This window comes from Enterococcus avium ATCC 14025 (assembly GCF_000406965.1).
GTDB lineage: Bacteria > Bacillota > Bacilli > Lactobacillales > Enterococcaceae > Enterococcus_A > Enterococcus_A avium.
On record NZ_KE136363.1, the window covers coordinates 112,469 to 127,134 of the forward strand.

The following is a 14,666-nucleotide window of genomic DNA, read 5'->3' on the forward strand; positions in this document are numbered from 1 at the left end:
AAACAGAAATCGTCGATGAACTGTTAAGCTACAACGAAGAATTGCGAACAGCGTATCATTTTTGTCAATTATTACGCTATTATTTCGTTAAACGAGATACGGAAGGCTTTCAAGAAACCCTTAAAACAATTTCATCTACGTTACCTCAGTCGTTTAAAAAGAAATTCACGATCTTCCATCGCTACCAATCGGGCATTTCAAATGCCTTTAAAGTGTCCCACTCAAACGGTGTCACGGAGGGGCTGAATAACAAGATCAAGCTGATTAAACGAATTGCGTTTGGTTATCGCAACTTTTATAACTTTCGGGCACGGATCTATTTACAACAAGGTCTGATCTTTGAAAACTAAAAAAATATGCGGCGCACAGAACGCGCCGCATATCGGACTAAGTTTTATTCAAATTTGTCTTCACCAACACGATTTGACGAAGAGCCCGTTTTTTAAAAGCGAATATTTATTTACAAAATAATCACTAATATGAAAACAACTAATCTCTAAAGATGAATCGACGGAATCCATGATACTTTTTTTCAGCTTGAACTGGAGCGTTATCTGTAATCAAAAGGGCGATCATGACATAACCAATCCAACTATCACGGGAATAGAGTACGTATTTAGGTAGCCATTCATTGGCATATTTATCTTTGTATTCCTTTAGCCCACCAAAGGAATAAAAGCGGGAACCGAAATTATAAACTAAATAGGCAATTCGTTCCTGGGTGAAGCTTTTGCGGGAGGTTCCAACATTTGCTAACGGTGCCATGCCTAGGTCGAAGTATTCAATGCCCATTTCATCTCGCATATATTGGAACAGGTTGATGAAAAGAAAGTCCATCGTACCGCTTGGTGCCTCTTCTGGACTGTGGCGCATCAAGTCGATCGTGCCGATGCTGTTGGTATAAGTAGGCATGAAATTTGCGAAAGCAACAATCTTTTCATCGCTATTTCTAATCACCGCGATTGGCGCTCGTTGCAAATAATCTTCTGAGAAAAAACCTAAGGAAAAGCCTTTTTCTTTGCGACCTCCCAACCATTCATCTGAGACAGTTTTTAAAGCATAAATGGTTTCAGACGAGAAGGGTGGTGTGATCACGTCAAATTGATACCCTTCCTTAAGAACCTTGTTGAAGCTAGAGCGCTGACCTTTCATTTTCTTTCCGCTTAACGTAAAGTCAGGCAGGTGAACATGGGCTCTTTCACCGAATTTGATAAAATCATAGCCGAACTCGTGAAGAATCATGACCATCTCTTCGCTATTTTCATAAAAAACCGGTAAATAATTGTAGCGATCAACTTCATTAATCAGTGCTTCTGTAGCAGCCTCGAAGTCACTTGCTTTCCCCGAAGGATCGCCCATTACTAAAATTTTATTATTGAAGGTCGATAATTGGAAGAAAACTGTGTCTTCATCACCGTTGTTGTAGTAAAAGACCTTTTTATCCTTTAAAAAAACCAATTGACTGTCAGGATTACCGCCATATGTTGATAAAATGTGTTGGATACGAGACTCATCTAAGGCTTCTCCAATTTGAATTCGTTTATTTTTCAAAAAGCGGATTAATAATAGGATAATGAAAGCAACTATCAGGATAGCGATAAAACCAACGAACCAAATTCTTTCGCTTGGAAACAAGAAAAATTCTGGCAAACGATGACGATGATGAATGTTTGGACTATTGTAAACACCGATAATAATGTATAGAATTGCTAAACTGCCCATAATTATCCCATCAATCGTCATCCATTCAGCAGAATAAACTAGTTGTTCTCTAAATAACTCATTCTTTGAAAAAATAACAAAAAGCAACAATAGCGCAAGGAATATTCCGGTTGAGAAACGAAATCCTGCTAACAATGAGTATAGAAAAGTTAAGGTTACAATGATGATCGTAGGAATATAAGCTCTCTTCACTCGTGCAGAGGTTCCACGACCGGAAACAATCAATAAAAAGCCTAAAAGAATAGCTGGAAAGACTACAATTACACGGGAATGAATAGGATTCAGCCGTTGCAAGAAAGGCAACCGGATAAATGCTTCAGGAATTGTTGCTGATAAAACCAGCATAATTCCCGTAAAATAAAGTAGAATAACCTCGAACTTGTGTGCCAATTCTTTTAATAGACTAATTGGAATTCCTTTATAACGTGCATTAATCGTTGTACCAAGATTCTTGAAGAAGAAAATCAGGCCGATAGCAAAGGGAATCAGGTAATAGAAAAGTCGAAATAATAAAAGCCACGCGACAACTGTTTCGCGAGGAGTTCCCAGAGCTGAAAGACCGATAATCATCATCAGATCAAAACTGCCGAGTTCACCTGGTATCATCGAAGCAATTCCGATTACTGTCGCAGCAATAAATAACGGAACAACATCGCGAATACTCACATGGATACCCATCAACAAACCAATTGAAATGAAACTGACTAACGTCCCCGTCCACTCGAGAAAGGAGGTCGCGATCAATTCCAAACGATGTGAACTTTTCAGGTCGCCCAGATATTCTCCTTTACCGAAAAGACTTAAACAAAAGACAATTGGAAAATAGAGGCCACCACCAATTAACCAAATCCAGTATTGTCGTAGATATTGATTGTGGTCGTCGAACATAACTAAGAAAAAAGAAAGCAGTGCATAAATTGAAAGTCCTGACATTGTAAAGACTAAAATTTTTGATAATGCTTGAATAACTTTTTTCCCAGATGTTTGTTTGCCATAAAATTCAGAGCGTAATCCCGCACTAACGAAGCCACCAAAGCCAGCAATATTGTTTAGGGTATTAACCAACCAGCTTGTTTCAAAGATGTATAACTTCTTTGGTCTCTGTTCTAAGATGTTATTTAAGGTAAAATCGTAGCCGATCATTGGGACCACAGAAACTAATCCGATTAGTGCCATTAGCAAAATATTCCAGATGCTGATTTCGCTAAAAATAGTTGAAAGCTGATCAAAGGAAATTGTTTTTGCAATATTGGATAACTCGAACAAGACAATAATAATAACTGAAATCAAAAAGATTGTTTTAAATTTACTTAAATGTGTTTTTATCCATCCGATAAGATTTTCCATCGAATCACTCCTCACCAATTAAAAATTGAAGGACTTCTTGATTGAAACGCTTTGGATTTCTACGCGCGAACATATGTCCTTGTCCTGAAACGATTGCAAAACTCGCGTTTGGAATCGAACGAGCAATATACATTGAATGTTGCGTTTTAATTGAATCATGTTTACCCACGATAACCAAAGTAGGAGCCTGTATCTGGTTCAAGTCCTCAGTTGTCAACCCGATATCGCGGAAAAGCAGACGCAGAATGGGTAAGAAATTTCGCATACCTGTATCTACAAACGCCCCGATCCAAACGATCGCGTATTGTACATAACTCAAGAGATGATAAAGCGTTCGAACACCACTAGGAACCGTATTTCCAGCATTCAAAACCAGATGATCCACTTTTTCAGGAAAAAGTCGCGCAAAAACCATTGCCAAATTTGCACCATCACTAAAGCCCAAGAGATCGGCATGATTAAGTCCTTCTTGTTTCATAATGGTTGCGAGATCTTCTGCCATTAAGTGAAAACTTGTTTCCTTTTGCGTATTAGTTGAACGACCATGTCCGCGGCTGTCAACAACATAAACGTTGAAATGTTTGCTGAAACTGTTTAATTGTTTTGAAAAGTATCGACCGCTTCCGCCGTTACCGTGAAGCAAAAAGAGCGCTGGCCCTTTTCCGTATTTTTCGTAATAAATTTCTGAACCATCGCTCATTTGAGCGATTTTTTTTTCATTTTTCACAACATCACCTACCAGTGTTAAGTATACCGATTTTTTTAAGTATTGCACATTAATTTAATCATGGAATAAAATGAAAACTTTAGAATGATTAATTAAATATAAAGCTATCATATTTTACTTTTAAAAGATTGATTGACTCTTGTAGTATGGAAAGAGAAAAAAGAAGACAGATGGGTAGATTTCATGTTAAAGATAATTGGAAAACTTTTGAAAATAATTATTATAGTTGCAATTCTCACGGTCCTTGTGGTCGGTGGATTTTTTGCAATTCGAATATATAAAAATACAAATACTGTCAACGGCTATCGCAACGATGTGCAAGTTTTGGCGGATCAAGCAGGGGTAGGAGATTATACGGACGTTATTTTAGGAATCATGTATACTGAATCAAAGGGTCAGGGGACGGACCTGATGCAAAGCTCCGAAAGTGCTTATGGAAGTCGTGGAAAGATTATTAGTCAACAAGAGAGTATCGAAAGTGGCGTTAAGCATTTTGCGGAAAGCTATAAGCAGGCGAAGGCTGCTGGATGCGACCTCGACACTGCAATTCAAGCGTATAACTTTGGAACAAAATATATTCAATATGTGCAAGAGCACGGTGGTAAAAATAGTGTGGAGCTTGCTGAAGAATACTCGCGAGACGTTTTATCCCCAGGCTATGGCAATGATCAGCAGCACACTTATCGTTATATGCAATTGCAATCTGTGTTATACAATGGCGGGTATCTGTATCAAAACGGTGGAAACATGTTTTATGCTGAAATCGTGCAAATGAATAAGCGTTTCATTACGATGTTTCAAAGGTTTCAAGATAGTTAAAATAATGAGCGGAAAGCTTGTAATAATAAAGAAATATGCTAAAATGATAGACGTATAAGTTTGTCTAAAAAAATCGCGCTGATCGAGAGATGAATTGGGGCGATTTTTTACGGCTGTTATCATATTTTTGGGAACTGGGGTGAGGTTTTTTTGGCGCAAAGAATTCCCCAACAAGTGATTGATGAGGTTCGTGAGAAAACAAATATTGTTGAAGTGATTGGGCAATATGTTCAATTAAAAAAATCCGGCAAAAATTATTTGGGACTTTGTCCATTTCACGAAGAAAAGACTCCATCATTTTCGGTTGCTGAAGACAAGCAGATTTTTCATTGTTTTGGATGCGGTAAGGGCGGCAATGTTTATACTTTTTTACAAGAGCTAGAAGGAATCAGTTTTCCTGAAGCTGTAAAAAAAGTTGCCGACATGGAACAAATTCCTTTAGGTATTGAGATTTCTAGTGAGCCTGTGAACCAAACGTCAACAGGGCAGCAACAATTAATTGCGTTGCATGAACGAACGGGAGACTTGTATCATCATCTGCTAATGAATACGAAGGTTGGTGAAGAAGCGTTAGAGTATCTTCATGAGCGCGGTTTAAGTGATGATTTGATCAATGAATTTAAGATCGGTTTTGCACCTAGTCAACGGGATTTCTTAGTTCAAGTGACACAACAAGACAAGGTGAATGCTGATTTGATGGAACGCAGCGGATTATTTATTCGTAGAGATGACGGTAGCTTTAGCGATCGTTTTTATCAGCGAGTGATGTTTCCTCTGAATGATTTTCGTGGGAAACCGATCGGATTTTCTGGACGTTTGTTGAAAACAAAGGATTTTCCTGGAGAAGATCAGCCGAAGTATCTGAATTCTCCTGAGACGGAGCTATTCAATAAACGGCAGGTATTGTTCAATTTTGACAAAGCCCGAAACGAAATTCGTAAACAGGGGGAAGCAATACTATTTGAAGGTTTCATGGACGTATTAGCTGCTTGGCAGGCCGGTATCAAAATTGGACTAGCTTCCATGGGTACAAGTTTAACGGAGCAACAAATTGCGACAATTGAGCGTGTGACTGGTCAAGTGGTAATCGCCTATGATGGTGATGATCCTGGACAAGCGGCGACGGAACGTGCATTAACAATTTTAGATGCACATAGTCGATTGAATCTGTCCACTGTTACTGTGCCGGAAAAACTTGATCCAGATGAATACTTGCGAAAATACGGTGAGACTGAGTTGCAGAATTTGTTGCAGCATGGTCGCCAGACTCCTTTTGCTTTTAAGATGCATTATCGGAAGAAAGGGTTGAATCTGGATAATGAAGCGGATCGTTTGAACTACTTGGAAGTCTTAATGCAAGATTTGGCAAAAGTCCAATCTCCAGTAGAACAAGATTTGTATTTGGGTCAATTAGCCAATGAGTTTCATTTGACGCGAGAAAGTTTGAAGCAACAATTGCAAATGGTTCGCCAAACAATCCGTACTGAGCGACGTCAGCAGCAAGCTCCGGTTTCTACGGCACCGACTCAATCGGTCAAAAGAGTATTGACCAAAGAAGAAAAAGCCGAACGAATGTTACTGTATCGGTGCATGAATGAAAGTTCGATCCGTGAACAATTAGTCCAGATGGAATTTCAATTTATCCACGATCAGTATCAAGAATTGCTTCTTTACTTAGATAGTTATATGATGGTTCATGGAAATTTTATTTTAGCAGACTTCCTGAACTATTTAAAAGAGGAGGAGATGAAGCAGCTAGTCATCGACATCTCTATGATATCCATGTCAGAAGATAGTAACGAACGAGAAATCTATGATCTGATGCGGGTAATTTCCCAATCTGGTATTGCTGAGGAAATCAAACAACGACAAGAAGAGCAGCTTGAGGCCAGAAAAAGTGGAAACCAGCAGCGGGAATTAGAATTAACCGTGCAAATTATCGAATTGACAAAACGCTTGAAACAAGCCTAGAAGTGAAAGGGGCATTTATTTTATGGCAGATGTAAAAAACAAAAAAGAGTACGAAAAAGCTTTAGCAGCCTTCATTAAGGAGAAAAAACCTTTAGGACAGGTGGTCTACGATGAATTAACCAATCGTTTGGCGACACCTTATGAATTAGGTGCAGAAGCAATGGATGAATTAATCCAAAAAGTCGAAGATGCTGGTGTTAGTGTCGTTGATGAAAATGGTGAACCTTCTAAGGCTAGCTTGAAACAAAATGAAGAAACTGCAAAAGCCGCACAAAAAGAAGATTTATCGGCCCCAACTGGCGTTAAGATTAATGACCCAGTTCGTATGTATTTAAAAGAAATCGGACGCGTTTCATTGTTGACTGCCGAAGAAGAAGTTGAGCTTGCATTATTGATCGAACAAGGGGATCAAGAAGCAAAACAACGCTTAGCTGAAGCGAACTTGCGTTTAGTTGTAAGTATTGCGAAGCGGTATGTTGGACGTGGAATGCAATTCTTAGATTTGATCCAAGAAGGAAATATGGGCTTGATGAAGGCCGTTGAAAAATTTGATTACCGTAAAGGTTTCAAGTTCTCGACCTATGCAACATGGTGGATTCGACAAGCAATTACTCGTGCGATTGCTGACCAAGCGCGTACGATTCGTATTCCGGTTCATATGGTAGAAACGATTAATAAGTTAATTCGTGTACAACGTCAATTACTACAAGATCTAGGCCGGGAACCAACACCGGAAGAAATTGGGGCTGAAATGGATCTGCCTACTGAAAAAGTTCGTGAGATTTTGAAGATCGCTCAAGAGCCAGTTTCATTGGAGACGCCGATTGGTGAGGAAGATGATTCACATTTAGGTGATTTCATTGAAGACCAAGAAGCGACAAGTCCAGCTGAACATGCGGCTTCAGAGATGTTGAAGGAACAACTAGAAGATGTCTTGGATACATTGACTGACCGTGAAGAAAATGTCTTACGTCTACGTTTTGGTTTAGATGATGGCAGAACACGTACATTAGAAGAAGTTGGCCGTGTATTTGGTGTTACCCGTGAACGGATTCGTCAGATTGAAGCGAAGGCTTTGCGTAAATTACGCCATCCATCACGTTCTAAGCAATTGAAAGACTTTTTAGAATAAAAAAACATTTAAGCTCCTCGAGGATTTCCTTGAGGAGCTTTTTTATGGCAAAAATACAGCTAAACTGCATGATTGTGCAATTTCCAAAAAGCATACGGAATTTATTATTTTTGATTAATTCGTTCGAAAATTGCTTGGAACATCCCTAAACATATGATAGATTAAAGCATATGATTGAAAAAAAGGAGCCGATTTCATTGCAAAAATGCCCTAACTGTGGTTATGAACCAGTCGAAGGATGCACAACTTGTCCGAAGTGTGGCTTTTCACTACAGTTAAATGATCAAGAAAATACCAAAGAAATCAATGATAAAAATGATACGATCGAATGGTCTGATCTAGCAGATATGCCAATTGAATCTGTGCAAAAAATGTTTAAGGATAACGAGGATAAAATGAAAGAAGAAAACTCTAAAGAATCAACGGAAGAAACTCCTGAAATGAATCCGATATTAGCGCAGTATATTCGTGAGCATAAAGAAGGCCAGGACAAACCCGAAAATAGTGAAACTGAAAATAAATCAGAGGAAGTCGATGAGACAGATTCTGTTAATATCGATGAAAATAAGATTGCAGAGACGAAAGAAGTAACAAATGACAAAGCTCCAGAGACTGACTATGAAGAAATTGCAGAAGAACAAAAGAGTGAAATGGACGAACCAATAGAAGAAACGGCTGAAAATGCAATTGAAGCAGAGAATGAATCGAAGGAAGCATATCTGTTAGATCCTGCAGTTCCTTATGACGAAGAAAACACAGAATCCGCTTCTGAAGAGATAGAAGAAACACCACTTGATTCAGAATCAAATAATGGAGCTATTCCGCCAGGAGATCAACAGTCTTCAGAAGAAAAACCCAAGAAAGGCCGCAAAAAGGTTTATATCACACTTGCGGCAATTGCCGTGTTAGGTATTGGTGGCGCTTATTACTATCAACACGAGAAGGAAGTTGAAGCGCAGCGGATTGCAACCGTTAAAAAAGAAAATAAAGTCCTTGACACGATTGAGGAAAGTATTGATAGTTATTACACGGACGATCAACACACATTTCTCGTTGCCGACAAAGTGAATCTTAACACGGGTAAAATTGATGAAGAATTATCCAAGTATAAAGATCACAAACGATACGATGAATTGAAAAAAGAGTACGATGAGTTATCGAATAAGCAAAAGGCTGAGCAATCTGTAAATCAGCTATTCACAAGCCCTGCGATCAATGGGAACAAACTAGCAGACAAACCATTATTGAAAACAGCCGAACCTGTGAATCTTACTGTTAATACAGGAGATAAAGAGTTTGATACTTTAATGAGTCAAGCCATCACGAATGCAAAGGATCAATATACCAAGTTTGAAGCAGCGAAAAAAGCGGCTGATAGTTTGTTAAAGGACGGCAACGTAATTGATTCTGTCAATCGTGATCAGTACAATAAGGCTAACGATGCAGTGAAAGCGGTAGCTAATCAAGAGCTAGTGCAGACTCAAAAGGATGAATTAACGAAGGTTGATCAAACGTTGAAGGATAAAGAGAAAAAAGCTGCTGAAGAGAAAGCAGCAGCAGAAAAAGCCGCTCAAGAAAAAGCAGAACAAGAAAAGGCAGCTCAAGAAGCCCGAGATAGAACTTCTTCTGATACTAGTCAGGCAGGAGATACAAGTAGTGATGCATACGCTTGGGCGCCAGGCGTCAGGGAGAAGGTTATACAAACATGTATTTCCCGTGGATATATCGTGGAAGGCGGATATAGCTTAGAACCAGTGAAAGTTGAAAATGGAGAAGGGTATTATAATTTATACGCCACTTCTAATCGTGCTTCATTGACAAAAGGCTACTCGGATAGCGACTTGCCAATGTACCTAGTAACGATCAACTGTAAAACTGGATGGTTCAAAGGAAACGGGCCAAACTAAAATAAAAAAAATAGAGGCTGGGAAGAAAGTTTTCTTTCCAGCCTTAGTCATGAGCTGTGGTAAAATAGGGGAGATAGTTAGTTTTAAATGGTGTGTAGAAAATTAGATGTAGTAAAATCAAAAGGAGCAGCAGGTATGAATGAATTATTAGGTCAAGTTTTTACAGGCTTGATCATTGATGAAAATGACATGATGTATTTAGTACAAAAAAATGGGGTAACGTTCCGTTTTTTGAAGACTGAGGATACCTCTTATAAAATCGGAGAATCAGTTGAAGGTTTTGGGTATGTGAATCAAAAGAAAGAGGCGATTTTTACCACAATAATCCCCCAAGTTCGGATTGGACATTATGCTTTTGGAGAAGTGACAGACGTTCGCAGAGATTTAGGTGCGTTTGTTAATATTGGATTACCTGACAAAGATATGGTTGTTTCTTTAGATGAAATGCCGAGTATGAAAGAATTATGGCCTAAAAAAGGTGATCGTTTGATGATCAGTTTACGTGTTGATGAAAAGGACCGGATGTGGGGTGTTTTAGCAGATGAAGCGATTTTTCATTCATTAAGCCGTTCAGGTACTGCTGAGATGCAGAATGAGAATAAAAAAGGAACGATTTATCGCTTGAAAGTTGCTGGTTCATATTTAATTACGGATGATTTTTATATTGGTTTTGTTCATCCCTCAGAACGTTATCAGGAACCACGCCTAGGAGAAGTCGTTGAAGCTCGTGTCATCGGTGTTCGTCCAGATGGTGTTTTGAATATGTCTTTGAAACCACGCAGCTATGAAATGATCAATGATGATGCTGCGATGATTTTGACTATGCTGCAAAGAAATCCAGACCACTCATTACCTTATTGGGATAAGTCTGCGCCAGAAGAAATCAAAGAGGCGTTTGGAATCAGTAAAGGCCAGTTTAAACGGGCAATTGGTCACTTACTGAAAGAAAAATTGATCGAACAAAGCGAAGGTCAAATTCGTTTGAAAAGCTAATTGAGAATGTCCTTGCATAAATAAAGGTGATAAACTATAATAATTCTAAGAAAAGCAGCAATTACTTAACTGTTAGTTTAGAATTATTCTAAAATAGATGAAGGAGGGTTCTCTTGAACGCAATCCTAGCCTTACAAAAGACCAAAAAGCAGCTCCACGATTCGGGATTCAAGTTGACACCTCAGCGCGAAGCAACTGTTCTCGTATTATTGGAAAATGAAAAAGATCATTTATCAGCCGAGGAGATATACTTTTTAGTAAAGAAAAAAAGTCCTGAAATCGGCTTAGCAACGGTTTATCGTACATTAGAAATTTTGACTGAATTGCAAATCGTCAACAAAATCAGCTTTGATGATGGTTTAGCTCGTTATGATCTTCGTAAAGAAGGAGCAGAGCATTTTCATCATCATTTATTGTGTCTTGAATGCGGAAATATTGAAGAGATTGAAGAAGACCTTTTAGGCGAAGTAGAACGTGTAGTAGAATCACGATATCACTTTTTAGTGAAGGATCATCGTTTAACTTTTCACGGCATTTGTCAAAGCTGTCAAGAAAAAAAAGAAGCGTAAGGCTTCTTGAGAAAAACGGATTAAGTTATAATTAATTTATATAGTCCCTTGCAAAGATACGTGCTATCATTTCAAGGGACTTTTTGTTATGATAAAGCGAAAGTGGTGAGAACATGGATGAACAAATAACGGAATATTTGCATTTTTTAACGATTGAACGTGGTCTTTCAGAAAATACTCGTGTCAGTTATCAAAGAGACCTTCACCAGTATTTGTCCTTTTTGAGTGAACAAGGGGTCACCGAATGGCAGGCTGTTGATCGTTATATAGTTGTGGCTTTTTTGGCAAATTTAACTGAAGCTGGGAAAGCATCAACTACGATCACGCGAATGATTTCCAGCTTGCGTCGGTTTCATCAGTTTTTACGTCAAGAGCGTTACACGGATCATGATCCGATGCAACATATAGATAGTCCGAAAAAAGCTCAAAAATTACCTCAGACGCTTTCATTAGCAGAAGTGGAACGTTTGATAGCCGCTCCGGATACGACGACAGACTTAGGAATCCGTGATCGTGCAATCTTAGAAGTAATGTATGCGACGGGGCTACGAGTTAGCGAACTGATTGGTTTGAAGCTTGGAGATATCCATTTAGAGATGGGTTTATTGCAAACTGTTGGGAAGGGCGATAAAGAACGCATTGTTCCTCTTGGTGATTATGCAATTCATTGGCTGGAACGTTATTTAACCGAAGTGCGTCCTTTGTTAACCAAGAAAACACCAAACGTAATGTTTCTATTCGTTAATAACCACGGACACGGGATGAGCCGTCAAGGGATATGGAAAAATCTGAAACAATATGTAATCAAGGCCGAGATCATGAAGGATGTCACTCCTCATACACTGCGCCATAGCTTTGCGACGCATTTGTTAGAAAACGGGGCGGATTTGCGAACTGTTCAGGAACTTTTGGGCCATGCTGATATTTCTACGACTCAAATTTATACCCATATTACTAAACGAAGAATGACCGAAGTCTACAAAGAATTTTTTCCACGGGCCTGATAGGAGGAAAGAAAATGCTTAGTCACTATCGAAAAAATCAACGAAAAATCGCAATGGGCCTTTTAAGTTTCCATGAAAGTTTGAAGGACCATCAGCACTTGCTAAAAGAAATTGATACCTATGAAGATAATGATCGTTATCAGCTTTATTGCTATTACGATGAACATTCAGATAATGTTCAAGGCGTCGTGGGAGTCAGCCAGCTTGAAGACCAAGAAATTGTTTTGCATGACATCAGCTTAAATCCTTCTTATCGAGGAGAAGGTGTGAGCCTAAAAATGATGGAAGAACTACAAGCGCTGTATCCAGATCAAACAATAATTGGAACACCAGCAACATCTGCTTTCTTAGCGAAGTGGCAGAAACATAAGCGAGGATAAAATGGAGACAATCAGTTTAAAATTAGATGTTTTTGAAGGGCCATTGGATTTATTACTGCACTTGATTCAGCAATTGGAAATTGATATTTATGATATTCCGATAGCAGCAGTTACAGAACAATATATGAATTTTATCCACGCCATGAAGACATTGGAATTAGAAGTGGCCGGTGAATATTTGGTTATGGCCGCAACCTTAATGTCAATCAAAAGTCAGATGCTTTTGCCTAAGCCTGAGGTGGCATTTGAGTATGATGACGAAGAAGGAGAAGATCCACGAGACGCTCTAGTTCAGCAACTTTTAGAATACCGAAAATATAAGTATGCTGCTTCGGTATTGTCGGAAAAGGAAGAAGAGCGTAGCTTGTTTTATACAAAAGCCCCCATGGATCTTTCCGAATATGAGGAAGAAATCTTACCTTTACCGAAAAATCAATTGAATACCATCGATCTCTTTTTAGCCTTGCATGATGTTTTACAACGAAAGAAAAGAAATCAGACAATCGAAACAACTGTAACCGCCGAGACGATTACGGTTGACCAAAAAGTGAATGAGATTGGTCGTCGATTAGAAAAATTATCTGAGAATGAAGGCTTACCACTAGAGTCTTTTTTTGTGCAGTATACCAAGGATGAAATGATCACAACTTTTATGGCGTTGTTGGAATTGATGAAAAAAGGTCAAGCTACTGCAACTCAGGAAGAAACATACGCACCAATTTTGATTTTTAAAGGAGTCATTGTATGAATCAATTAAGCCAGATTGAAGCGATGCTTTTTGTGGTAGGTGAAGAAGGGATTAGTTTAGAAGAACTGGCCTTTACTTTAAAACGCCCCACTCCAGAAATCTATCAAAACATTATAGATCTGAAGGAATCATATGAAACGAATGCTGCTTCCGCATTAACTTTGTTAGAGGTTGGAAATCACTTTGTTTTAAGCACGAAAAAGGAGTTTGCTCCTTTGTTAAAAGAGTTTGCACGTTCTCCAATGGCTAACCGTTTAAGTCAAGCAGCTCTTGAAACACTCTCGATCATTGCTTACAAACAGCCAGTGACACGATCAGAAATTGATGAACTGCGCGGGGTACAATCAAGCGGAGCAGTTCAAACATTAGTAGCACGACAGCTGATCGAAGAAAAAGGGCGTGTTGATGGTCCGGGTCGTGCAATTTTATATGGAACCAGCGCTTATTTCATGGACTATTTTGGATTAAAAGATATGGAAGAACTGCCGGATGTACAAAAGATGGAAGCAGATCTAGCTGATGAGGATGAACCATTAGATTTATTTTATGATCGCTTTAAAGAAGAGGATGGACAATAAATGGAAAGATTACAAAAGGTTATCGCCCACGCAGGAATTGCATCGCGTCGCAAAGCTGAAGAGTATATTACTGGCGGTCGGGTTAAAGTAAATGGTGAGGTTATAAAGGAGCTTGGAACAAAAGTAGGTAAGAAAGATATTGTCGAAGTTGATGGTGTACCAATCTATCAAGAGGAGCCCGTGTATTATTTATTTTATAAGCCTCGCGGTGTAATCTCAGCCGTTAGTGATGATAAAAACCGAAAAGTTGTGACAGACTATTTTGCAGCTGTTCCAGAAAGAATTTATCCTGTGGGACGTTTGGATTATGATACGTCGGGTATTTTAATTCTTACGAATGATGGTGACTTTTCACAACGATTAGCTCATCCAAAGCACCAAATCGACAAGGTGTATGTAGCTAAAGTAAAAGGATACGCAGAGAAAAGAGCTCTTTTACCATTGACCAAAGGTATCCGCATTGAGGGAAAGAAAACAGCACCGGCTCGTTTTGAAATCCTTTCAGCAGATAAAAAAGCCGAAACAAGTATCGTTGAATTAACGATCCACGAAGGCCGAAACCACCAAGTCAAAAACATGTTAGCAGCAGTTGGTTTGCCGGTTCAGAAATTAAAGCGAGAACGTTATGGTGATTTAACTTTACAGGGATTGCGTCCTGGAGAGTATCGTCGTTTAAATACAAAAGAAATCAATACGTTGTTGAATCAGTCAAAATAGAAAATCATTTACTTGTTTTTTGAAAGTAAACTTGTTATAGTTAATTCACAAT

At 38.8% G+C, this 14,666-nt stretch carries 14 protein-coding genes; 12 read left to right on the top strand and 2 right to left on the bottom strand.

Going from position 1 to position 14,666, the window contains the following annotated elements; genetic code table 11:
• The coding region (locus tag OMU_RS10700) for an ISL3 family transposase (RefSeq protein WP_016179928.1) at positions 1-350 on the top strand (350 nt) is incomplete at its 5' end.
• 139 nt (positions 351-489) lie between these two features.
• Here the strand turns inward: OMU_RS10700 and mprF are convergent.
• Together mprF and OMU_RS10710 are read right to left on the bottom strand one after the other, a co-directional pair.
• Positions 490-3,069, bottom strand: a complete 2,580-nt coding sequence (mprF, locus tag OMU_RS10705) for a bifunctional lysylphosphatidylglycerol flippase/synthetase MprF (protein WP_016179929.1) — start codon at positions 3,067-3,069, stop codon at positions 490-492.
• Positions 3,070-3,073: 4 nt separating this feature from the next.
• Positions 3,074-3,796, bottom strand: coding sequence for an alpha/beta fold hydrolase (locus OMU_RS10710; RefSeq protein ID WP_016179930.1), 723 nt, complete (start codon positions 3,794-3,796; stop codon positions 3,074-3,076).
• A 183-nt stretch (positions 3,797-3,979) separates the two neighbouring features.
• Here OMU_RS10710 and OMU_RS10715 point away from each other — a divergent pair, with 183 nt between their 5' ends.
• From OMU_RS10715 to OMU_RS10765, 11 genes are all read left to right on the top strand, one after another.
• The gene (locus tag OMU_RS10715; RefSeq protein WP_016179931.1) at positions 3,980-4,615 is read left to right on the top strand and encodes a lysozyme family protein; all 636 of its coding nucleotides are present in this window, start codon (positions 3,980-3,982) and stop codon (positions 4,613-4,615) included.
• Positions 4,616-4,765: 150 nt separating this feature from the next.
• Positions 4,766-6,586 carry a DNA primase gene (dnaG, locus tag OMU_RS10720; RefSeq protein ID WP_016179932.1) on the top strand — a complete coding sequence of 607 codons (1,821 nt, stop codon included), beginning with the start codon at positions 4,766-4,768 and terminating at the stop codon, positions 6,584-6,586.
• A gap of 22 nt (positions 6,587-6,608) precedes the next feature.
• Positions 6,609-7,718, top strand: a complete 1,110-nt coding sequence (gene rpoD, locus OMU_RS10725) for an RNA polymerase sigma factor RpoD (RefSeq protein ID WP_016179933.1) — start codon at positions 6,609-6,611, stop codon at positions 7,716-7,718.
• Between the two features lie 197 nt (positions 7,719-7,915).
• Positions 7,916-9,625, top strand: coding sequence for a cell division site-positioning protein MapZ family protein (locus OMU_RS10730; RefSeq protein ID WP_016179934.1), 1,710 nt, complete (start codon positions 7,916-7,918; stop codon positions 9,623-9,625).
• 135 nt (positions 9,626-9,760) lie between these two features.
• The gene (locus OMU_RS10735; protein WP_016179935.1) at positions 9,761-10,618 is read left to right on the top strand and encodes a CvfB family protein; all 858 of its coding nucleotides are present in this window, start codon (positions 9,761-9,763) and stop codon (positions 10,616-10,618) included.
• A gap of 113 nt (positions 10,619-10,731) precedes the next feature.
• Positions 10,732-11,187 carry a ferric iron uptake transcriptional regulator gene (fur, locus tag OMU_RS10740; RefSeq protein WP_016179936.1) on the top strand — a complete coding sequence of 152 codons (456 nt, stop codon included), beginning with the start codon at positions 10,732-10,734 and terminating at the stop codon, positions 11,185-11,187.
• 113 nt (positions 11,188-11,300) lie between these two features.
• The gene (gene xerD, locus OMU_RS10745; RefSeq protein ID WP_016179937.1) at positions 11,301-12,191 is read left to right on the top strand and encodes a site-specific tyrosine recombinase XerD; all 891 of its coding nucleotides are present in this window, start codon (positions 11,301-11,303) and stop codon (positions 12,189-12,191) included.
• A 14-nt stretch (positions 12,192-12,205) separates the two neighbouring features.
• Positions 12,206-12,571, top strand: coding sequence for a GNAT family N-acetyltransferase (locus OMU_RS10750; RefSeq protein ID WP_016179938.1), 366 nt, complete (start codon positions 12,206-12,208; stop codon positions 12,569-12,571).
• Position 12,572: 1 nt separating this feature from the next.
• Positions 12,573-13,319 (top strand): segregation/condensation protein A, encoded by a 747-nt coding sequence (locus OMU_RS10755; RefSeq protein WP_016179939.1) that lies wholly within the window; start codon positions 12,573-12,575, stop codon positions 13,317-13,319.
• A complete protein-coding gene (gene scpB / locus OMU_RS10760) occupies positions 13,316-13,897 on the top strand; it encodes an SMC-Scp complex subunit ScpB (protein WP_016179940.1) in 582 nt (193 codons plus the stop codon). Before OMU_RS10755 ends, scpB begins: the two co-directional genes overlap by 4 nt.
• The gene (locus OMU_RS10765; RefSeq protein WP_016179941.1) at positions 13,898-14,614 is read left to right on the top strand and encodes a pseudouridine synthase; all 717 of its coding nucleotides are present in this window, start codon (positions 13,898-13,900) and stop codon (positions 14,612-14,614) included.
• Positions 14,615-14,666: the final 52 nt, after the last annotated feature.

Excerpts from the sequence above, each read along its gene's own strand:
- mprF (WP_016179929.1), bottom strand. The coding sequence starts at position 3,069 with ATGGAAAATCTTATCGGATGGATAAAAACACATTTAAGTAAATTTAAA.
- OMU_RS10715 (WP_016179931.1), top strand. The coding sequence starts at position 3,980 with ATGTTAAAGATAATTGGAAAACTTTTGAAAATAATTATTATAGTTGCA.
- rpoD (WP_016179933.1), top strand. The coding sequence starts at position 6,609 with ATGGCAGATGTAAAAAACAAAAAAGAGTACGAAAAAGCTTTAGCAGCC.
- OMU_RS10735 (WP_016179935.1), top strand. The coding sequence starts at position 9,761 with ATGAATGAATTATTAGGTCAAGTTTTTACAGGCTTGATCATTGATGAA.
- xerD (WP_016179937.1), top strand. The coding sequence starts at position 11,301 with ATGGATGAACAAATAACGGAATATTTGCATTTTTTAACGATTGAACGT.
- OMU_RS10750 (WP_016179938.1), top strand. The coding sequence starts at position 12,206 with ATGCTTAGTCACTATCGAAAAAATCAACGAAAAATCGCAATGGGCCTT.
- OMU_RS10755 (WP_016179939.1), top strand. The coding sequence starts at position 12,573 with ATGGAGACAATCAGTTTAAAATTAGATGTTTTTGAAGGGCCATTGGAT.
- scpB (WP_016179940.1), top strand. The coding sequence starts at position 13,316 with ATGAATCAATTAAGCCAGATTGAAGCGATGCTTTTTGTGGTAGGTGAA.
- OMU_RS10765 (WP_016179941.1), top strand. The coding sequence starts at position 13,898 with ATGGAAAGATTACAAAAGGTTATCGCCCACGCAGGAATTGCATCGCGT.